Below are 20,110 nucleotides of genomic sequence, written 5' to 3' on the forward strand. Positions count from 1 at the left end.
TCACGGCGATCCATGCTCATCCAGCACTCGCTTCGCGAGCCCGGCGATCCATCGAACCGCAATCAGCGCGACGCGTGCATCCGGCTTGCCGGCGCGGCTGTAGCAGTGCCAGCGGATGAGTGCCAAAGACGAACATCAACCCTCGCAACGGCTTAATCGCAGCATCCCAGCGAGCGCGCTCCGCGATTGACACTCTCCCGAAAGGACCACACGATGCGAGATGCGGCAGCCTTTGGCCCGCGGTTTTCCGCCGGCGCAATTGCACGGGGCTGTTGCATGATGGATGTCATCGTTCCGCCATCTGTCGCCGGCGGGACTGCGTGGCTGACTTGATCTCGACGAGCCTGCGCTGCCTTGAGGTGCCACGATGAACATTGAAAAATATACCGATCGCGTTCGCGGCTTCATTCAGTCGGCACAATCGCTCGCGATGCGCGAGGGCCATCAGCAGTTCTCGACGCTTCACATCCTGAAAGTGCTGCTCGATGATCCCGAAGGCCTCGCAGCCGGCCTGATCGACCGCGCCGGCGGCAATTCGCGCGCGATCCTCAAGGCGACCGAAGAGGCGCTGGCGAAGGTACCGAAGGTCAGCGGCGCCGGCTCCGGACAGATCTATCTGGCGCCCGAGACCGCGCGCGCCTTCGCGGCGGCGGAACAGGCCGCCGACAAGGCCGGCGACAGCTTTGTCTCGGTCGAACGCTTGCTGCAGGCACTCGCAGCCGACAAGGACAGCGAGGCCGGCAAGCTGCTCGCCAAGGGCGGCGTCAATCCGCAGAACCTGAATGCGGCCATCAACGCGCTGCGCAAGGGCCGCACCGCCGACAGCGCATCGGCCGAGAATGCCTATGACGCGCTGAAGAAATACGCCCGCGACCTCACCCAGGCCGCGCGCGACGGCAAGCTCGACCCGGTGATCGGCCGCGACGAGGAGATCCGCCGCACCATCCAGGTGCTGTCGCGGCGGACCAAGAACAATCCCGTGCTGATCGGCGAGCCCGGTGTCGGCAAGACCGCGATCGTCGAGGGCCTCGCGCTGCGCATCGTCAACGGCGACGTGCCGGAAAGCCTGCAGGACAAGGCGCTGCTCGCGCTCGATCTCGGCGCGCTGATCGCCGGCGCAAAATATCGCGGCGAGTTCGAGGAACGGCTGAAGGCAGTGCTGCAGGAAGTGACCTCGGCCGAGGGCGGCATCATCCTGTTCATCGACGAGATGCACACGCTGATCGGCGCCGGCAAGGGCGACGGTGCGATGGACGCATCCAACCTCCTGAAGCCCGCGCTCGCCCGCGGCGAGCTGCATTGCATCGGCGCCACCACGCTCGACGAATACCGAAAGCATGTCGAGAAGGACGCGGCGCTGGCCCGGCGCTTCCAGCCGGTGTTCGTCTCCGAGCCGACGGTCGAGGACACCATCTCGATCCTACGCGGTTTGAAGGACAAGTACGAGCAGCATCACGGCGTGCGCATCGCGGATTCAGCGCTGGTCGCAGCCGCCACGCTGTCGAACCGCTACATCACCGACCGTTTCCTGCCCGACAAGGCGATCGACCTGATGGACGAGGCTGCGGCGCGGCTGAAGATGCAGGTCGATTCGAAGCCGGAAGAACTCGATTCGCTCGACCGCGAGATCATCCGGCTGAAGATCGAGCAGGAAGCGCTGAAGAAGGAGACCGATCTCGGCTCCAAGAGCCGCCTGCAGACGCTCGAGAAGGATCTCGCCGACCTGGAAAAGAAATCGGCGGACATGACGTCGAAATGGCGGTCGGAAAAGAGCAAGCTCTCCGATGCGCAGAAGATGAAGGGCGAGCTCGAACAGTTGCGTACCGAGCTTGCCAATGCGCAGCGCAAGGGAGAATTCCAGAAGGCGGGCGAACTGGCCTATGGCCGCATTCCCGAGCTCGAGAAGAAGCTCGCGGCGGTCGAGGCCAGCGAGACCTCGTCCGCCAGCGAGACCGTGACTGCCGACAATATCGCGCAGGTGGTGTCGCGCTGGACCGGCGTTCCGGTCGACAAGATGCTGGAAGGCGAGAAGGACAAGCTGCTGCGCATGGAGGAGATGCTCGGCAAGCGCGTCGTCGGCCAGGCCGAGGCGGTGCGCGCGGTGTCGACCGCGGTGCGCCGTGCCCGCGCGGGCCTGCAGGATCCCAACCGGCCGATCGGCTCGTTCATGTTCTTAGGTCCCACCGGCGTCGGCAAGACCGAGCTCGCGAAAGCGCTTGCCGAATATCTGTTCGACGACGAGACCGCGATGATCCGCCTCGACATGTCCGAATACATGGAGAAGCACTCGGTCTCGCGGCTGATCGGCGCGCCGCCCGGCTATGTCGGCTATGACGAGGGCGGTGCCCTGACCGAAGCGGTGCGGCGGCGGCCTTATCAAGTGGTGCTGTTCGACGAGATCGAGAAGGCGCATCCCGACGTCTTCAATGTGCTGCTGCAGGTGCTCGACGACGGCCGCCTGACCGACGGCCAGGGCCGCACCGTCGATTTTCGCAACACGCTGATTATCATGACCTCGAACATCGGCGCCGAGTATCTTGTCAACCAGCCGGAAGGCCAGAGCACGGGCGCGGTGCGCGAGCAGGTGATGAACATGGTACGGGCGCACTTCCGCCCGGAATTCCTCAACCGGATCGACGAGATCATCCTGTTTCATCGGCTGCAGAAGAGCGACATGGGCCGCATCGTCGAGATCCAGTTCTCGCGGCTGCGCAAGCTGCTCGAGGATCGCAAGATCGAGCTGGAGCTCGACCCGAAGGCGCGCGACTGGCTGGCGGAGAAAGGCTGGGACCCGGCTTACGGCGCCCGCCCGCTGAAGCGGGTGATCCAGCGCAGCGTGCAGGATCCGCTGGCGGAGATGATCCTTTCCGGCGACGTGCGCGACGGCTCAGAGGTAAAACTCTCGGCCACCAGGGCCGGCCTCACCTTCAACGGCAAGAAGCCGGAGAACGCAGCGGCGGACGAATTCGAACCGGTGTGAGACAGGCCGGATTGCCCACGACGCGCTGTCATCGCCGCGTCGTCTGGGCGCATCATATGCAAGCCGAATATACCAGCTGACCTGCAACCAGGAGAGCGCCATGACGCAGCACAAGATCAAGGACAACATGGAGGTCATCGGCGCCGATGGCGTGCATGTCGGCACCGTCGATCACGTCGAGGGCAACCGCATCAAGCTCAAGAAAAGCGACAGCGACGGCTTCCACAAGGGCCATCACCACTTCATCGAGCTCGGCTTCGTGGCGGGTGTCGAAGGCTCCAAGGTTCGGCTCTCGGCCAACGCCGCGATTGCGGTGACCCTCGAGGAAGAGAAGTCCGGCAAGCCCGTCGATTGAGGCAGGTACCTCTGCAAGAGCGTGAGCCATTCGAGCCCTTGTAAAGGTTCCACTGGCATGCTCCTCTGCCGCTGTCTGGACGCCGATCCGGCGTCCAGCGCCTGCCTTTTGTCCTCGTGGAAGTGCCGTTTAGTCAAGGAGACATGCGTGCCATCAGCCGTTCCGCAACCGGTCGCTGCGAAGCTGACGCGCGCGGCCATCTTCCTTGCGGTCACGCTCAAGCCCAATCCGGAATATGATGCGGTGGTGCGGTCGCTGTGCGCCGACCTGGGCGCGCTCCTGCGTGCCGTGGGCTTCCGCGATCTCGAGGGCCGGCTGTCATGCGTCATGGGCATCGGCTCCGACGCATGGGACCGGCTGTTCGGTGCGGCGAAGCCGAAAGGCCTGCATCCGTTCCGCGAGATCAACGGCATCCACCACGCCGTCGCAACGCCGGGCGACCTGCTGTTTCACATCCGCGCCGTGCCGATGGATCTGTGCTTCGAGCTGGCGACCCAGATCATGACGCGGCTCGGCGATGCGGTTGCGACCTCCGACGAGGTGCACGGCTTCAAATATTTCGACGAACGCGACCTGCTCGGCTTCGTCGACGGCACGGAGAATCCGGAGGACCAGGCGGCCACCGACGCCACCATTATCGGCGAGGAGGACGCGGCGTTCGCCGGCGGCAGCTATGTGATCGTGCAAAAATACCTGCACGACCTGAAGAAGTGGAACGAGCTGCCGGTCGAGATGCAGGAAAAGATCATCGGCCGAACCAAACTGTCCGACATCGAGCTCGACGATGCGGTGAAGCCGAGCTACGCGCACAACTCGCTGACCACGATCGTCGAGAATGGCGAGGAGCTCGATATCGTCCGCGACAACATGCCGTTCGGCAATATCAGCAAGGGCGAGTTCGGGACCTATTTCATCGGCTATGCCAAGTCCCCGCACCGGATCGAGCGGATGCTCGAGAACATGTTCGTCGGCAAGCCGCCGGGCAATTACGACCGCCTGCTCGACTTCAGCCGCGCCGTCACCGGCATGCTGTTCTTCGTCCCGTCGGCGACTTTCCTGGAGGATGTCGCGAGCCAGGCGCCGGCACCTTCGCCCGCCGAGCCGTCGCTGGACGACGCCGGGGCCGACAACGCACCTGCACCAGGAATACCGCCGGCCGACGGCTCGCTCGGGATCGGCTCACTGAAAGGAGAGGCTGGACATGAATAATCTTCATCGGGGACTCGCCCCTATCTCGGACGCGGCATGGGCCCAGATCGAAGAGGAGGCCTCGCGCACGTTGAAGCGCCATCTGGCGGCGCGCCGTGTCGTCGACGTCGACGGTCCGAAGGGAACGGATTTCTCCGCGGTCGGCACCGGTCATCTCAAAAAGATCGCGGCGCCGGGCGACGGCGTCGAGGCGACGCAGCGCGACGTCCGCGCGCTGGTCGAGCTGCGCGTGCCGTTCGAGCTCTCGCGCCAGGCGATCGACGATGTCGAGCGCGGCGCGAATGATTCCGACTGGGATCCGCTCAAGGATGCCGCGCGCAAGATTGCCTTCGCCGAGGATCGCGCGGTGTTCGACGGCTACGCGGCCGCCGGCATTGAGGGTATCCGTCAGGGCACCAGCAACCCGGTGCTGACGCTGCCGTCGAGCGTCAAGAACTATCCCGCCGTGGTCGCGCAGGCGGTCAGCCAGCTGCGGCTTGCCGGCGTCAACGGTCCCTATACGCTGCTGCTCGGCACCGAGCCCTATACCGCGATCGGCGGGGCGACCGACGACGGCTATCCGGTGCTGCAGCACATCCAGCGCCTGATCGACGGCAAGATCATCTGGGCGCCGGCGATCGAGGGCGGCGTCCTGCTGACCACCCGCGGCGGCGATTTCCAGCTCTCGATCGGCCAGGACCTTTCGATCGGCTATCTCAGCCACTCGGCGAAATCGGTTCAGCTGTATTTCCAGGAGACCATCACCTTCCTGATGCTGACGAGCGAGGCGTCAGTGGTGCTTGCGCCGGAGGCGAAGAAACCCGCCTAGTCTTACCGGCGTTGACTCATCCGGGAAGTCTCCGGCCATGGCCGGAGCTTCCGTTGAACTGCAACGGAGAGGAGGCGCGCAATGGGACTACGATCTCTACATCAATCCGAAGAAGACATCGGTCGGTCTTTATGTCCGCAAGGGCGCCGGCCTTCCCGACCTTGCCGATGCCAAGGACTGGGTGTTCGACGGCACCTCGGCGCAGGCCAATCTGCCGCCGCAGCTCGTGAAGGAAATCGAGGCCAACGGCCACGCCTTTCGCGACATGGATTGAGCGCGTCTGCCGGCGCCTTGAGCCTCATCCGTTCCGATTGAATCGGAAGGGGAGCTCAAGATTTTTGTTGGACGCGTTTTCTTCACGCGAACCGGTATCCACTTCGCTCGAAAACGCTCTATTTCTCGCCGAGCTTCACCGGGGCGGTCTCGGGCATCAGGCTCATGGCCACGATGCCGACCGCCGCCGCGAGCAGGAGATACCAGGACGGCGCCAGCGGATCCCCTGACACGTGCAGCAGCCACGTGACCACGAGTTGCGCGGTGCCGCCGAACGTCGCGATGGCGACCGCGTAGATCGTGGCGAACACGCCGCCGCGAATGCTCTGCGGCAGCGCTTCGGTGAAGGCGGCATAGAACGCCGTGAACGGCAGCGATCCGATGAATGACAGGATGCCGAAGCCGAACAGCAGCGACCACGCGCCGGGGTCCTGGACGATCCACAGGAAGGCCGGATAGGTCAGCACCAGCACGACCAGCTGCGGCCAGATCATGATCGGCTTGCGTCCGAGCCGGTCGGCAAGCCAGCCGCCCAGCACCGCGCCGATGATCTGCAGTCCGTTGCTGACCAGCGATACCGTGAACGCCCGCGACGGCGACACATGCAGCGTATTCTTGGCGTAGGTCGTCATGTATTGCGTCACATAGGTCGAGATCGTGCCGCTGGCCAGGATCATCACCGCCAGCACGATGACGCGAAGATGCCGCCGCGCCAGCGCCACATGGCTCGAGCGTTCGACCTGCCCGGCGACGTGCTCGCCGTGCGAGACCGTTTCCGGCAGCGTGCGGCGCATCCAGATGCCGAACGGCAGACACACGGCCCCGAGCAGGAACGCGATGCGCCATCCATAGGCCTGCAGCATGTCGGGTGCCATCGCGCTGCTCAGGATGACACCGACAAGCGCGCCGACCGTCGCCGCGATCTCCTGGCTGGCGGGCTGCCAGGCGACCACGAGGCCGCGGTTCCTCGGTGAAGCGATCTCGATCAGATAGGCCGTGGTCGGCCCGACCTCGCCGCCCAGCGCGAACCCTTGCACCATCCGCGCCAGGATCACGATGATCGGCGCCACAATGCCGATGGCGGCATAGGATGGCGTCAGCGCGATAGTCAGGATCGCACCGCCCATCAGCGCGAAACTCATCAGCATCGCCGGCCGCCGCCCAACGCGGTCGGAGAAAATGCCGAGCACGATGCCGCCGATCGGCCGCGTCAGGAAACCGGCGCCGAAGGTCGCAAGCGACAGCATGAGGCTGCCGTATTCGCTGTGCGCGGGGAAGAAGGTGCGGCCGATCTCGGTCGCAAAGAAGCTGTAGGTGATGAAGTCGTAGAACTCCAGCATGTTGCCGATGGTCGCGGCAAAGGCTGCGCGCTTGACATCGAACTCTTCCCTGCTTGCAATCTCCGGCAACGCTCTCGGTTCCTTGTCTGCTTGTGCGAGCGGAGTATTATTCCTCCGACCATGTTAGGCAAGGCATGGAGAGCCGCGCGATCTGCATGCGACGCAAGCGACCAGAGGAACAGATCCGATGCCAGCCGACAAACTCTTCATCAACGCCAGGTTCGGTGACGACGCCAGCCGCGATATGCTGGTCCGTGGCGGCCGCATCGTTGCGATCGAGGCGAACGGCGAACGCCCCAGCGGGGTCGAGATCGTCGATCTCGGCAATGCGCTGGTCGTGCCCGGCTTCGTCGAAGGCCACATCCATCTCGACACCAGTTTTTACGGCGATACATGGCGGCCGCACCGTCCCTGCACCGACGGATTCGACGTCCATGAGCGGGTGGCGTTTCAGGCCGAGAACCTTGCCGGCGCCGCGCCGATGGACGTGCGCGCGCGGAACCAGCTCGACCTCTGCATCGGCCATGGCACGACGCAGATGCGCAGTCACGTCATGGTCGACGGTTCCGTTGGGCTGAAGTCGCTGGAGACCATCCTCGGGGTTCGCGAGGAATACAGCGACTTGATCGATATCCAGCTCGTGGCGTTTCCCCAGAACGGCATCCTCACCAGTCCCGGCACGCCGCAACTGCTCGACGAGGCGATCAAGCTCGGCGCCAACGCCGTCGGCGGGCTCGATCCGGCAAGCTTCGACCGGGATATCGAGGGCCATCTCGACGTCGTCTTTGGCGTCGCGCAAAAGCACGGCGTCGATGTCGATATCCACCTTCATGACGGCGGCATGCTCGGTGCCTTCGAGGTCGAGCAGATCGCGGCGCGCACGCGTGCGCTCGGCATGGCGGGCCGCGTCGCCGTCAGCCACGCTTACGGGCTCGGCGACATTCCCGCCGATGCGCTGAAGAAGACCGCCGACAGTCTGGCGCGTTCGGGCGTGGCAATTATGACGAATGCGCCGGGCAGCCGGCCGTTCCCGCCGGTCGCCCTGTTGAGGAAGGCCGGCGTCACGGTGTTCAGCGGCAACGACAACATCCGCGACTCCTGGTGGCCCTATGGCGACGGCGACATGCTAGGCCGCGCCATGATGATCGGATACCGCTCGGGCTTCTACACCGATGAGGAGCTCGCGATCGCGTTCGACATGATCACCGCGGCCGGCGCCAAGGCGCTCAGGCTCGAGGACTACGGCCTGCATGTGGGGGCCAAGGCCGATTTCGTGACACTGAACGCCGTGCATATCCAGGAGGCCGTGGTGGCGCGGCCGTCCGGGCGTTCAGTTTACAAGGGTGGCGTGCTCACCGCGCGGGACAACCGCGTCGTCAAGGCCGCCGGCCGATCCTGAAGCGGACGCTGCGTCCAATCGAAGGGCTTAGCGGACCGGAGGGATGATCGCGCGGAGGATATCCGCCTTCCAGCGTTGCCGGGCGCCGTCGAACGCCGCAAAATCGTGGTCGAACTGCCAGTAAGCCCACGCCCAGCCATTGCGTTCCGCGCGTCTCGCCATGAACGACAGATACTTCGCGCGGCTCTCCGCCGGCGCGCGCTCATAGACGCCGAACTCGCCAAGATAGATCGGGCGCTGCTCCTTCTCGGACCAGGATCGGATCTTGTCGAAATCGGCCGAGGCCGTGGCCAAGTCTTCCGCGGAGCCCCAGCTCAACGGACCGATCTTCGAGAAGGTCGGCGACCATGGCGCGCCCTGGTGGGTGAATCGCAGCGGCAGGTAATAGTGGAATGTGACGATGAGGTTTCGGTCGCCGGCCGGCAGCACCAGCTGATCGATCGGCAGCTCCTCGGTGTTCAGGATCGCGACCACGACGTTGCGCTTCGGATTCGCATCCCGGATGATGGCAAGGCAATCGCCGAGCAGCGCATTCCATTCGGCCGAGGTCATGTTGCCACCGGGCTCGTTCAGGATATCGAACACCAGCGCCGGGTATTTCCCCGCATAGCGCGATGCGATCTGGCGCCAGAATGCCTTGAGCTTCACGCCGCATTCGGCCACGTCGCGTTGGCAGAGCTCGGTGTCGTGCTCATCGAGGATCGGAACCAGCCTGCTGGCCAGCACCTGCTCGATCACGGCATCGAGGCGCCGCAGGACGGCATCATCGAGGATGTTGCCGGAGTCCATATGCCTGAAGCCGAAGAAATTGATCCGGACATGGGAAAAGCCGGCCTTGCGAATCGCGGCGAGGTTTTCCAGGCGGAACGGCGCATTCTGGTAGCCTTCCCAGATGCCGTCATAGCCGAGAATATTGATTCCGCGCCCCAATGCCACGGCGACCGGCGATACCCCCTGCCCCGCCGCCTTCGCCGGCGCGATCAGCGGGAGTGCAAGTGCCGCCGCCGCCAGCATGACGAAGGCTCTTTGCAGAAGCGATCGGAACGCGATCATGGCTGCTCCAATTCGCGCGGCTCTACGCGCGACGACGGCACCGGCCGGCAAATGGCGAGGAAGAATGCGATCAGCAGCACCGACGTGAACATCGTCGAGCGAAGGAAGACCGTCTCGGTGAAATTGGTCTGGCAGTTGAGGAAGACGAACCCGATGATCAACGCGCAGTGCAGACGGTCGATCGCCCGCCCTGCGATCAGGCAGAGCACCTTGTAGGAAAACAGGAAGACGCTCGCCGTGAACAGGAAATAACCCAGGAATCCGGTCTCGACGAGAATGGCGATATAGCCGTTGTGATAATTGTCGAGCACCCAGCCGTGGTTCTGATTGAAATAATCGTAGATCGCCGGATTGGTCCAGAATCCGTTGATGCCAAATCCGAGCAGCGGCGCGTCATCGAAGTGGCTGATGGCGTACTGCCAGATGAAGGTTCGCTCGGTGAAGTCGATCGTCGTGTCGAAGGCATGAATCGAATCGTATCCGGTCGTATAGAAATACAGGATCAATAGCGCTGCCGCGACGCACATGACACATGGCAGGATCGCGTAGACCTGCATGCACCGGACCGACCACAGGGAGGTGAGCAGCAGCGCGCAGGCAACCAGCGACAGGGTGCCGGCGCCGCGCGACTCCGAGAGCATGACGCAGGTGGAGGCCAGCATGAACGTCACGAGGAATGGCAGCCATCCCTGCCCGGTTATCTTTCGATAACAGGCAAAGAACATGAGATAGGCCCCGGCGAAGCCCAGGGTTTGCTTCGACTCGAAGACGCCCTGCCACTGTCCCTTGTGCATCCAGGTCTGATCGACCCCGATGTCCGGGAGGATCACCGCGCAGAGCGCAGAGGCCGCGATCAGCACGAACAGGCCGCGGGTGGCCGATGTCACGATGTCGTCGATATCGACGCGGGTGATCATGCAAAACGCGCCAAGCGTCGTGATTGCGAGCGCCGCGGCCTTCATCAGGGCCGCCACGCCGAGGTTGGTCCACAGCACGGAAACAGTGGCGAACGCATAGAACGCGACGATCACGAGCGTGTCGAGATTGGGGGCCAGCCGCAGGCAGGGACGGATGAACAGGCTTGCGTAGATCAGGACGCCCCACATCAGCAGGGCGACGGCCTGCTGCACCAGGGTCAATTCGGTCGGAAGCAGCGCGGCGTGGAAGGTCCCCATCGACATGATCACATTGATGGTGATCGACCAACCGACGACGGTCCTGGCGAAATTTTCCGCCCCGACGCCGGGTGCCTGCCAGATCGAACTGTCGATCGCACGTCCGTCCATCCGGTTGTACTCCGCTCATGGAATGAGCTTGCTGCTCCGGTGGATCGGAGCAGCACATTGCACTCGTTAGAGGCGTCAGTCTTTCATTGACGGAGATCGGGTCCGGTTGAAGAGCAGATAGAGCGCGTGCGGGTTGGTCGTCAGGTAGCGCCAGAACAGCCGCCGCGGCTCGAGCCACAGGCGCCAGGCCCACTCGAGGCCGACGATCTGCATCCATCTCGGCGCACGCGGCCGAGAACCGGACAGGAAGTTGAAGAGCCCGCCCGAGGTCTTGATGACGCCGACATTGCCGAGCCGAGGCATGAATTGGTCGACGAAAGCCTGCTCATAGGGCACGCCGAGCGCGACCCAGAGAAAATCAGGCGCCAGGGCGTTGATCTCGTCGACTTTGGCCCGCAGCGCGTCGCCGCGCAGATAGCCGTGCGAATGGCCGACGATCTTGAGTGCCGGATAGGCCCGGCGGACATTGGCGATGGCAGCCTTGTTCTCGGCTTCGTTGGCGCCGAACAGGTAGAAAGTCAGCCCGAGCTCTTCCGCCTTGCGCGCGACGTCGTGAAACAGATCCGTGGTCGCGACGCGCTCGGGAAGCGGATTCGGCGACCGTAGCTTGGACACCATGACCAGCGGTTGCCCGTCGGCGTTGATCAGGTCGGCGGTACGGAACAGCCGGTCCGTCATCGGCTCGGTCGAGCAGCGCGACAGCACCTCGCCGTTGGCGGAGGTCAGATACAGCGGACGATTGGCGCGCCGGTTCGGATGCACAGCCTCGACCATGAACTCGGCGGTCTGCTCCCGATCGAGCACGGCGAGCCGCAGCCCACCGATGGTCGCCCGGGGGACACCGGCAGTCGCAGCCCTGCCGACAGGATTGATACGCCGCTCCCGCGCGCCGTGCGGCAAAGATCCGATCTGCGCCGGCGCCGAGGACATTTGCTCGGCCCGCGACGTGTCGCAAATCCGGACAGGCGGAGCAGCCATGTCCGAATTGAGACGCCGAGGCGGCTTGCGGTCGGCCTGCGGGGACGAAATTGCGTAGGAAGCGCGGGTTTTTTGGCTGTGACTCAGCATTTCGGCGGGACTCCAGGACTTGCGAGCCCTTAACTGCAATATCCGGTCCAGACCGGGTGCGATATCTCACCACGGCGCGATTGAACGCATCCTTAAGGGATTGTTAACGATGCCGATCCCTCGGACGCGGCCACGTTGAGATGACAGTCGATCGCAGTCGATGCGATGAAGCCAATGGCTCGACCCAGCAACAATGTGCAAAGGTCGACGCATTGCATTAATACAAATCGTATTCTGCCGCTGCCCGAGCCGATCGACCTTTGCTATAAGGGCGGCGTGCCGGATACAATCGGCGCTTTGAAACTGTCGTTTTGTTTGGTCTCACATGAATAAGAATGATGACGCGTTCGATGTCAGCATCGACGACGCATTCGACTTCCTGTCTGAAGAGTACGTGAAGTTATTTGAAGGCTCGGACGCGACCGCCTTCCAGCATCCGCTATGGCTGGACAGCCTTTATCGCAAGCTCGCTCCCGCCGCGTCGGCCAAGCCGCTGGTCGTCGCCATCCGCCATCGTGCGAACAAGTCGCTTGCGGCCGTACTGCCGATGCTGCGCGTGCGGCGCGGCCCGATGCGCACCATCGAATTCGCCGATCTCCGCGTGTCCGACTATCTGTCGCCGGTGTGCAGCATCGCGACCTTCACCGACCTACTGCAAGACCAGCGTGCCTGCGAAAGGCTTCGACAGCTGCTGCGGCCATTCGATCTGCTGCGCATACCCAAGCTGCTCGATGCGAGGATGCCGATCGAGAATCTGCTCGGAGCGCCCCATCGCAGCCTGATGGATACCAATGCTTACGCGACGGTCCTGGTCGCGCCGTTCGAGCAATGGCAGGTCAATGCAATGGGAAAGTCGTACCAGAAGGAGCTGGCAAAGAAATGGCGCCAGATCCACAGGAAGGGCACGCTCACCTTCTCAAGCTGCGACGATAGCGCTTCGATCGATGAAGCCATGGAGACGATGAGAAAGTTTCGCGGTCCGCGGTTTCACGAACAGGGTGATGGCGACCTGTTGCAGCGACCGGAGTATTTCGATTTCTACTCGAGCGTGGCGCTTCGCGGCATGGGCTCGTTTGCCCGGCTCTACGCCATGAAGATGGACGGCAACGTCATCGCGGCGGCCCTCGGGCTGGTTCACCGTGACAGCGTCCTTGTCGTCATGACGGCGTTCGATGTCGAGGGGTACAAGAGCCAATCGATCGGCGCGCTGACATTCGAGAGCGTCGCCAGGGATTGCATCGAGCGCGGCGGCCGGGTGCTGGACTTCACCATCGGTGACGAACCCTACAAGATGCAGTTCGGCGGTCAGCCGACGCCGATGTCGGCCGTGACACAGGCCGGGAGCGCCGCCGGCTCGCTCGCGCTGTTTGCCTTGAAGCAGGCGCCCTGGATCAAGCAGGCCGCCAAGCGTGTGACCGATTTCAGGCCGGTCCGCACCTCGACCGGCACGCGCTAGCGCCGCCCGGCGCTGGCAGCCCGGTCAGCGGAGCGCGCTGCGGACGCGCATCACCCATCCCGGACGAATCCGGTCCACCCGGTGCGTGATCGTGCGGCGCAGGAAGTGCAGCTTCCGCCGCAAGTTCCAGCGCACATCGGTGTTCGACGTCAAGGCCTGGCGGAAGTTCGCCAGTTGCAGCGAGTGGTGATCGGCGGCGAGCTTGTCCCGATCGGAATAGAACTGCGCAATCTTGTCCACGCCCATACCGGCGGTCTCCAGCCAGCGCGGCACATAGTCCGTGCAAAGACGTTCGACATCCACCAGCAGGCGGCCCACGCCGGTTCCGGCTGCGGGACAATTGGTCTGAAACGCGTCGCCGATCAACACGACGCCGGGCTGCAGATGCCCCTCGGTCACGGTCAGATCCATGACCCAGTTCTGCACCTGGCCGACCACCTCGAAATCGCCGAGATAGGGCTGCAATCCCGGCATCAGGCGAAGCAGCGTCCGTCTGGTGTCGCGGCGCAGCTCGCGCATGATCGGATCGGTCGGATCGCGGAACATGAACAGGTTCGCCCGCATGCCGCCCGACATCGGAAACAGGCTGAGATAGTCGACGCCGTCAGCCGCCTCCTCGCCATAGCAGGTCAGCGCATCGAAATCGAACGGCGCGTTGTCCGGCCGTGCGATCGTGAAGCCGAACGAGACAGAGTGGCGCGCAGCAAGCATCTGCCGACGCATTCCGAGACTGTGGCCGAGCACGTTCGCCATGCCGGTCGCCAGAACGACCAGGCGCGAGACGACCCGCTTGCCGGAGGCCAGCGTCAATTGCTGACGTTCCTCGCTGCAGCTGACATTGGTCACCTGGTCGAGCAGCAAGCTCGACGCATCGGGCGTCAGGCCGCGTGCCATGTTGACGAGGTTGGCATAGGAAATCCCGTAGGACCGGCCGACGCCGATATCGACCAGCTTGCCGCTCCTGATGTTGAGCACCCGGTCATAGGGCGCGGCAATGGCCTCGACGTCGTCGATGAAGCCGAGGCGGCGCAGGATATCGATCTGCCGTCCGGCGATCTTTTCGACCCGGAATTCGTCCGGCGGGATCGATCGCTTGTCGATCAGGACGACGCGGTATCCGGCTCGGGCGAGCACAGCCCTTGCAAGCGACCCTGCCAGACCGGCTCCGACAATTGCGACGTCCGCTTCGATGACCTCGGTCTCGCAGGCCACGATCGGCTTGGTCGCATTTTTCTCGGCAATCATGTTTGTCCGCTCCGACGGCTAGAGCGTTTTCGAGCGAAGTGGATACCGGTTCGCGTGAAGAAAACGCGTCAAAACAAGAATCTAGAGCGCCGTTCCGATTCGATCGGAACGGGAAAAGCTCTGGTTGGCCGCAGAACTGCAATTTCCTTGCCTGCGGTGTCGCCTTGCCGATCGAGCACGGCGAGTTCCAGAATTGAGGTTAATGAAAACGTCCGGACCACGATCAGTGGTCTCTCGGCACATGGCTTGCACGACGGTCAGCCATGAAACTGAACCTTTGCAGGCTGCGCAGCGGGACGGCGAGGCGATTGCCAGGCCATCGAGCAGCGACAGATGGCGTTGACGCGCAAGCGCAGTCTCATTCGGCAAACTCCGCGCCACTGGACCGGGCGCTGGAGGCAAATCCGACCTGCGCCGTTTGGGGACAGGGCAGACGGCGCCGTTCCAGAATGGAGCAACGCGACCTGGCCCTGTTCACAACTGCGTTGGGCCCGGCAGCCATTCGAGAGGAACGGAATCTTAGCAAGAGAACATTAACACTCCAGGCTTCACCGATTGCTGCGGTCAACAGCCCCACTGGATATTGAGACGTCTCTGGTGATTGCCTCCGTGCTCCAACTGTTACGGCGCGACGTTACGCGCGGCGTTGCCGGGACCATCCTGCTCAAGGTTGGTAGCGGCGGGCTCGCATTCGCGTTGTTCTCGCTCGCCGCGCGGGCGATGACGCCCGACGCGTTTGGAAACTTCGCAACCCTGCTCTCCGTCGCCCAGATCGCCTCGGTGGTGGGCCTGGTCGGCCAGGAGCTGCTCCTGGTTCGGTTCCTCAACGAGTATGAGGTGCGCGGCCAGACCGAGTTCACCAAGGGTGTGCTGCTGTCGAGCCTGAAGAACTCCGCCATCGGGATGCTGATCTCGATCGCCGCGATCGCCGCGGTGGCAAGCATTCGCGGCGAGTGGTGGCTCTTGATCCTGTCGGTCTCGGCGTTCACCGCAATCAATGCAGGGCTCATGCTCGGCAGCCAGATCGCGCGATCCCTGGTCAGCATCCTGATGGGCGAAGGCAATCGGGAGTTCTTCTGGCGCGTCGCCGTCGTCCTGTTCCTGATCGCGGTGCTGTTCGGCCACCGGCAGCTCACCCCCGCCGAGCTGTTCAGCGCGATGTCGGGCGCGATGGCCCTCGGGCTCGTCGTGCAAATCGTATCGATCATGCGCGTGCTGCCGAACCTGCGGTCGGTCACGGCGCGCTTCGAGGCCTCGCGCTGGAACAAGAGCGCATTCCGGTTCTGGCTCGCCTCCATTCTCGAGGCGGCAAACCAGTATTTCGACGTCATCCTGGTCTACTGGATGCTGGATCCGGCCACCGCCGGCGTCTATTTCGCCGCCTCGCGGCTGGCGAACATCTTCGCGATGTTGTCGGCTGCACTGTACACGTTCGGGGCGCGCCGTCTGCCCTCGCTGTATTTCAGCAAGAACCACGGCGAGCTCGAGCATACGTTGAAACTGATGGCCGAGGTGACCGCGCTCTGCGTGCTCAGCGGGCTCGTCATTGTCTGGGTGGGTGCTCCCTATCTGCTCGGCCTGTTCGGGCCGCACTTTGCGGCGCAGCAGTGGGTGCTGATCGTGCTCGCGATCGGAACGGCCTTCCAGGCGGCAGGCGGGCCCTCTGCCGCTGTTCTGCAGCTGACAGGCCATGAGCGCGATTATGTTCCCGTCGTCGCAGCCAACGTGGCGCTACGGCTGCTGGGATTTGTCGTGCTGATCCCCTGGCTCGGCGTGCTCGGCGCCGCGATCGCGGCGACGGCTTCGCTGGTCCTCGCCACCATCGCGCTCAACGTGTTGTGCCGGCGGCGGACCGGCGTCGACCCATCCATTCTGGTGCTGTCGCATCTGTGGCCGTCGAAAGGTGATGCCTACGCGGTCCGCGTTGCCGACAGCAACGACTAGAGCATTTTCGAACGAAGTCGATACCGGTTCGCGTGAAGAAAGCGCGTCAAGACAAGAATCCGGAGCCGCGTTCCGGTACCATCAGAATCGAAAGGCTCCCGCTTCAGCTGAACCGCCTTCAGCTCGCCAGGCCGAGCGCCTCGCCCTGGCGACCGCGAACGGCGTCATTGACCGCAACGCGATTGACGACCAGCGCGGTTGGGACCGAACCATACCCGGATAGATCGGCCCGCGCCTTGCCGATCGCGGCCGAGTTGGCGGTCCCTTCGCGAACCACGAGGATCACCAGGTCGGCATGGGCAGCCAGCGCCACCGCGGCAGGCTGCAGGGCAAGCGACGATGCGTCGACGATGATCAGGCCGAAATCGGCGCGAATATCGTCCGGCGGATAGGGCGGCGCCTTGCTGCTGGCGCCCAGCAGCTCGACGACGGACGGCAGATCGGCCTTGATGATCCCAAATCCTTGCGGCGGCGCGCCCTCGGCGCGCCTGGATTCCATCTCGATCAGCACGCTGAGCATTCCGTTCTTGACCGCGGATCGGTTCAGCGACCGCGCGACGGTGCTGCCGCCGGCACCGGCCTCGACCGACAGCAGCAGCGCCACCTTGCCGTGGTCTCCCGGAAGCTGCTCGATGTTCTCGATCAGTAGCACAAGATGCGCACTGAGATCGGGCTCGGCCGTCGACGAGATCGGGGTCTGCCAAACGCTCCTGACCGCGTCCGGCGACGCGATGTTGGGAATGCGGGCCAGCACGGGCAATCCCGGCGGCAGCGCAGGTTGCGGCGCGGCCGGCGCAAGTGCGGGCGCCTCGGCCTGACGCAGCGGCGGAATGGCCTTGATCGGGAGCTGCTTCAGATTCAGACCGGGAACGGCGACGATCGCCGTCGACGTCAGCAGCGAGACGATCGCGAGCGCGACCAGCAACAGCGGAAGCGGCGGCAGCGTCGAGCGCACCGGCGGCGTCGCAGGCGATGCGACCTTGGTCTGCGAGCTCTGCAGCAGCCGCTGCTCGTCGGTGGTCTTGTAGCGCGAGAGGAACTGCTCGTAGATATTCTTGTTGGCGTCGGCGTCGCGCTGCAATTCCTGCAGCTTGACCAGCGCCTGACCGTCGATCAGGATTTGCTGTTCGACCGCCTTCTGCTGATCCTCGAGCGCTTTCTGCTGATCGCGCTGCGCCTCATATTCCGACTTCGCGGTGTCGATGTTCTTCTTCCGCTCGATCTCGATCTGGCGGTTGAGATCGCTGAGCTGGCTGAGGGCCATCACGAGGTCCGGATGACGATCGCCCAGCACCCCGCGCTTTTGTGCGATCTGGTCGTTGAGCGCGGAGCGCTGGGCGCGCAGCGCGCTCAGCAGGTCCTGCTTGACCGGCCCGTCGACATTGGCCTTCAGGTCGCGCTGCAGCTGCTCGTAGCGAACCTTGGCCTCCTCGGTGCGGGCGCGCGCGGCGGCGACCTGCTGGGTCAGATCGGTGACGCGCAATTGCTGCGTCGTCGATTCCTTGCCGGCGTTGACGATCCGGTGCTCGAGCTTGAACTTCGCAACGGCATCTTCCGAAGACCGCAAGCGGTCGTTCAACGTCTTGAGGCGGCTCTTCAGCCAGTCGGCGGCTTCGTCGGTCGCCACGCTGCGCGTGCCGCGCTGGCTGGCGACGAACGCCTCAGCCACCGCGTTAGCGTAGTACGCCGCGCGCTGCGGGTTGTTGGACGTGAACTTGATGGCGATGACATAGGTCAATCCGCGCCGGGAGATGTCGAGCCGGTTGCGAAACCTGTCGAGCAGGCGCGTCGGGTCGGTCCTGCCGCCGGAGATGTCGCTGTCCTCGGCGACCTTGAGTTGCTCGATCAGCGGCCCGAGAAATCCGTCGGATTTGGCGATCTCGACATAGCTCTGCAGTGCTGCGGCATCCTGACCGATGCCCGGCAGGACGTCCTGATCGGTGGTCACGCGCTGCTCGCGCGGGTCGACCACGACGAGCGCGGTCGCGGCATAGCGCGCCGGAATCAACATCAGCAGAATGACGCCGACCGCGAAGATCACCGCGGCGAGCATTAGAATGCGTTGACCGTTCTCGCGGAAAAAAGCCACCACGCCGGGAATGCTAAGCACGCCTTTGGTGGTTTCCGCAGAGGATTGGCTGGTCTGCACGCCGGCAGTTTCCCACGACGCGGCGGGTTCCGTGGCTTCGGAACGTCTCGGGCCTACGCGGCTACCGAACTTCATGGGGCTGTGACTCGAATTCAACTGACAGTACTGCTCCAACGTAAATATCTATGGTTAATCCACGGTTACCCCCTCCTCATGCGGACGTAACCAATTAGTTAACGAGCCGGCTGTACCCTATGTGTGAAACAATGGCTCACGATTGCTGGCAATGTCTGATCGCACGAAATGAGCAGTAACCTCAACACGCGCTACTCGGTCTACGAGCGCGCCTCGCGTGATAAGTACGCGCGCAATAGCGAGGGGGACGATTCCACTCCTTCGACGGGTGAGGAAGCCGTGCTCCATTACAGGCCAAGCACAGAATTGCGCGAGGCATCGACCGCATCACGCGATCAATCGAACGTGGGCAAGCCAAAGCTGCGTGTCGTCCTGGTGCAGACCCAGGCCGAGAACGCCGGCGCGCAGGAGATATCGCGGCTGCTCGGCGCGGGCCTCAGCGCGCGCGGCTATGACGTCGCCAACCTGTTCTTCTTCCGCAAATCGGATTCGTTCGACGAGCCGCCCAATACATTCTATTGCGCGCCGAGCCGTCCGGGAAACCCGCTGGCGCTGCTGCGGATGCTGTGGACGCTCGCCGGTCATCTCAGGACCCTCAGGCCCGATGTCGTGCTGACCTTCCAGCACTTCGGCAATGTGATCGGCGGAGGCGTCTCGCGCTTCGTCAGCCGCGCCCCGGTGATCGCCAACCAGGTGTCCTCGGCGATGTCGATGAGCATGCCGGTGCGAACCGCCGACATCATCATGGGCTCGACCGGCTTCTTCCAGTGCATCACGCTGAACTCGCGCGACATGGAACGTGAATACGCGCGCTATCCCGCGACCTATCGCGCGCGCATGACGCACGTCCCCCATGGCTTCGACGACAAGTCGCACAGCCTGCCGAAGAACGTCGCGCGGCAGCAGTTCAAGCTACCCCCGGATCGCACGCTGCTCGGCTGCGCGGCAAGGCTGCATCCGCACAAGCGGCTCGATGCATCGATTCGCCTGCTGGCCGCCGACCAATCCTGGCATCTTGCCCTCGCCGGGCAAGGCGCGGATGAGGAACGGCTGCGAGCCCTGGCGAACGAGCTTGATGTCGCGGACCGGCTGCACTTCATCGGCGAGATTCCACCGCGCCAGATGGCCGAATTTCTGGCGTGCCTCGACGTCTTCGTATTTCCGACGCAGGCCGAAACCTTCGGCCTCGCCGCGGTCGAAGCCGCGAGCGCCGGCATCCCCTGCGTCGTCAACGATCTACCCGTGCTGCGCGAGGTGCTGTCCTATGACGGACGGCCCGCGGCGGTCTTCGTTGACGCGGCTAACGAGACAGAGTTTTCGGCCGCCGTATCGAAAGTCCTGACCGATCGTTTGTTGAGCGACCAGCTGCGGCAAAGCGCCGTAGGCCTGAAGTCGCGTTATTCGTTGGATGCCATGATAGAGGAATACGTCCGGATTCTCGGCAATGCCGTAGGAGTGGACGCGCACTAG

General features: G+C 63.8%; 15 protein-coding genes. 9 read left to right on the plus strand and 6 right to left on the minus strand.

From position 1 onward, the window contains the following. The first annotated feature begins 367 nt into the window (after window positions 1-367). The 5 genes from clpB (at window position 368) to ACVWY5_RS29405 (ending at window position 5,626) form a co-directional block, all read left to right on the plus strand. Complete coding sequence (gene clpB / locus ACVWY5_RS29385) at window positions 368-2,980, plus strand: ATP-dependent chaperone ClpB (RefSeq protein WP_028334889.1); 2,613 nt, start codon at window positions 368-370, stop codon at window positions 2,978-2,980. A 100-nt stretch (window positions 2,981-3,080) separates the two neighbouring features. Continuing rightward, a complete protein-coding gene (locus ACVWY5_RS29390; protein ID WP_028334888.1) occupies window positions 3,081-3,335 on the plus strand; it encodes a DUF2171 domain-containing protein in 255 nt (84 codons plus the stop codon). 147 nt (window positions 3,336-3,482) lie between these two features. Further along, window positions 3,483-4,544, plus strand: coding sequence for a Dyp-type peroxidase (locus ACVWY5_RS29395; RefSeq protein ID WP_028334887.1), 1,062 nt, complete (start codon window positions 3,483-3,485; stop codon window positions 4,542-4,544). Further along, window positions 4,537-5,352, plus strand: a complete 816-nt coding sequence (locus tag ACVWY5_RS29400) for a family 1 encapsulin nanocompartment shell protein (protein ID WP_028334886.1) — start codon at window positions 4,537-4,539, stop codon at window positions 5,350-5,352. Before ACVWY5_RS29395 ends, ACVWY5_RS29400 begins: the two co-directional genes overlap by 8 nt. Window positions 5,353-5,389: 37 nt before the next feature. Continuing rightward, window positions 5,390-5,626 carry a hypothetical protein gene (locus tag ACVWY5_RS29405; protein WP_456671727.1) on the plus strand — a complete coding sequence of 79 codons (237 nt, stop codon included), beginning with the start codon at window positions 5,390-5,392 and terminating at the stop codon, window positions 5,624-5,626. A 118-nt stretch (window positions 5,627-5,744) separates the two neighbouring features. Here the strand turns inward: ACVWY5_RS29405 and ACVWY5_RS29410 are convergent, their stop codons facing one another. Then, window positions 5,745-7,034, minus strand: a complete 1,290-nt coding sequence (locus tag ACVWY5_RS29410; RefSeq protein WP_028334884.1) for an MFS transporter — start codon at window positions 7,032-7,034, stop codon at window positions 5,745-5,747. Between the two features lie 118 nt (window positions 7,035-7,152). Between ACVWY5_RS29410 and ACVWY5_RS29415 the strand changes: the two genes are divergently transcribed. Continuing rightward, entirely contained in the window at window positions 7,153-8,364 is a 1,212-nt protein-coding gene (locus ACVWY5_RS29415) for an amidohydrolase family protein (protein WP_028334883.1), read from the plus strand. A 27-nt stretch (window positions 8,365-8,391) separates the two neighbouring features. Here the strand turns inward: ACVWY5_RS29415 and ACVWY5_RS29420 are convergent, their stop codons facing one another. The 3 genes from ACVWY5_RS29420 to ACVWY5_RS29430 all read right to left on the minus strand — a co-directional run bounded on the left by ACVWY5_RS29420 (window position 8,392) and on the right by ACVWY5_RS29430 (window position 11,633). After that, the gene (locus ACVWY5_RS29420) at window positions 8,392-9,417 is read right to left on the minus strand and encodes a cellulase family glycosylhydrolase (protein WP_028334882.1); all 1,026 of its coding nucleotides are present in this window, start codon (window positions 9,415-9,417) and stop codon (window positions 8,392-8,394) included. Then, window positions 9,414-10,703 carry an O-antigen ligase family protein gene (locus ACVWY5_RS29425; protein ID WP_028334881.1) on the minus strand — a complete coding sequence of 430 codons (1,290 nt, stop codon included), beginning with the start codon at window positions 10,701-10,703 and terminating at the stop codon, window positions 9,414-9,416. The genes ACVWY5_RS29420 and ACVWY5_RS29425 overlap by 4 nt, the downstream gene beginning before the upstream one ends. Window positions 10,704-10,778: 75 nt before the next feature. Continuing rightward, window positions 10,779-11,633: a WecB/TagA/CpsF family glycosyltransferase gene (locus ACVWY5_RS29430; protein WP_051376191.1), complete on the minus strand. Its 855-nt coding sequence runs from the start codon at window positions 11,631-11,633 to the stop codon at window positions 10,779-10,781. Between the two features lie 463 nt (window positions 11,634-12,096). Between ACVWY5_RS29430 and ACVWY5_RS29435 the strand changes: the two genes are divergently transcribed. Next, complete coding sequence (locus ACVWY5_RS29435) at window positions 12,097-13,227, plus strand: GNAT family N-acetyltransferase (protein WP_028334879.1); 1,131 nt, start codon at window positions 12,097-12,099, stop codon at window positions 13,225-13,227. Between the two features lie 24 nt (window positions 13,228-13,251). On the opposite strand, the gene ACVWY5_RS29440 is transcribed toward ACVWY5_RS29435, so the two are convergent. Further along, window positions 13,252-14,472, minus strand: a complete 1,221-nt coding sequence (locus ACVWY5_RS29440; RefSeq protein WP_028334878.1) for an FAD-dependent oxidoreductase — start codon at window positions 14,470-14,472, stop codon at window positions 13,252-13,254. Window positions 14,473-15,090: 618 nt separating this feature from the next. Here ACVWY5_RS29440 and ACVWY5_RS29445 point away from each other — a divergent pair. Beyond that, window positions 15,091-16,416 carry a lipopolysaccharide biosynthesis protein gene (locus ACVWY5_RS29445; protein ID WP_198400244.1) on the plus strand — a complete coding sequence of 442 codons (1,326 nt, stop codon included), beginning with the start codon at window positions 15,091-15,093 and terminating at the stop codon, window positions 16,414-16,416. A gap of 118 nt (window positions 16,417-16,534) precedes the next feature. Here ACVWY5_RS29445 and ACVWY5_RS29450 read toward each other — a convergent pair whose 3' ends face one another. After that, entirely contained in the window at window positions 16,535-18,640 is a 2,106-nt protein-coding gene (locus ACVWY5_RS29450) for a GumC family protein (protein ID WP_028334876.1), read from the minus strand. A gap of 279 nt (window positions 18,641-18,919) precedes the next feature. On the opposite strand from ACVWY5_RS29450, the gene ACVWY5_RS29455 reads away from it, so the two are divergent. Continuing rightward, window positions 18,920-20,110, plus strand: coding sequence for a glycosyltransferase family 4 protein (locus tag ACVWY5_RS29455; RefSeq protein WP_028334875.1), 1,191 nt, complete (start codon window positions 18,920-18,922; stop codon window positions 20,108-20,110).

This window comes from Bradyrhizobium sp. USDA 3256, from assembly GCF_054058275.1.

What these genes read in the sequence shown, in the direction of transcription:
- clpB (WP_028334889.1), top strand. Translation starts at nt 368, where the DNA reads ATGAACATTGAAAAATATACCGATCGCGTTCGCGGCTTCATTCAGTCG.
- ACVWY5_RS29405 (WP_456671727.1), top strand. Translation starts at nt 5,390, where the DNA reads ATGGCCGGAGCTTCCGTTGAACTGCAACGGAGAGGAGGCGCGCAATGG.
- ACVWY5_RS29425 (WP_028334881.1), bottom strand. Translation starts at nt 10,703, where the DNA reads ATGGACGGACGTGCGATCGACAGTTCGATCTGGCAGGCACCCGGCGTC.
- ACVWY5_RS29430 (WP_051376191.1), bottom strand. Translation starts at nt 11,633, where the DNA reads ATGTCCTCGGCGCCGGCGCAGATCGGATCTTTGCCGCACGGCGCGCGG.
- ACVWY5_RS29420 (WP_028334882.1), bottom strand. Translation starts at nt 9,417, where the DNA reads ATGATCGCGTTCCGATCGCTTCTGCAAAGAGCCTTCGTCATGCTGGCG.
- ACVWY5_RS29415 (WP_028334883.1), top strand. Translation starts at nt 7,153, where the DNA reads ATGCCAGCCGACAAACTCTTCATCAACGCCAGGTTCGGTGACGACGCC.
- ACVWY5_RS29440 (WP_028334878.1), bottom strand. Translation starts at nt 14,472, where the DNA reads ATGATTGCCGAGAAAAATGCGACCAAGCCGATCGTGGCCTGCGAGACC.
- ACVWY5_RS29390 (WP_028334888.1), top strand. Translation starts at nt 3,081, where the DNA reads ATGACGCAGCACAAGATCAAGGACAACATGGAGGTCATCGGCGCCGAT.
- ACVWY5_RS29450 (WP_028334876.1), bottom strand. Translation starts at nt 18,640, where the DNA reads ATGAAGTTCGGTAGCCGCGTAGGCCCGAGACGTTCCGAAGCCACGGAA.
- ACVWY5_RS29435 (WP_028334879.1), top strand. Translation starts at nt 12,097, where the DNA reads ATGAATAAGAATGATGACGCGTTCGATGTCAGCATCGACGACGCATTC.
- ACVWY5_RS29400 (WP_028334886.1), top strand. Translation starts at nt 4,537, where the DNA reads ATGAATAATCTTCATCGGGGACTCGCCCCTATCTCGGACGCGGCATGG.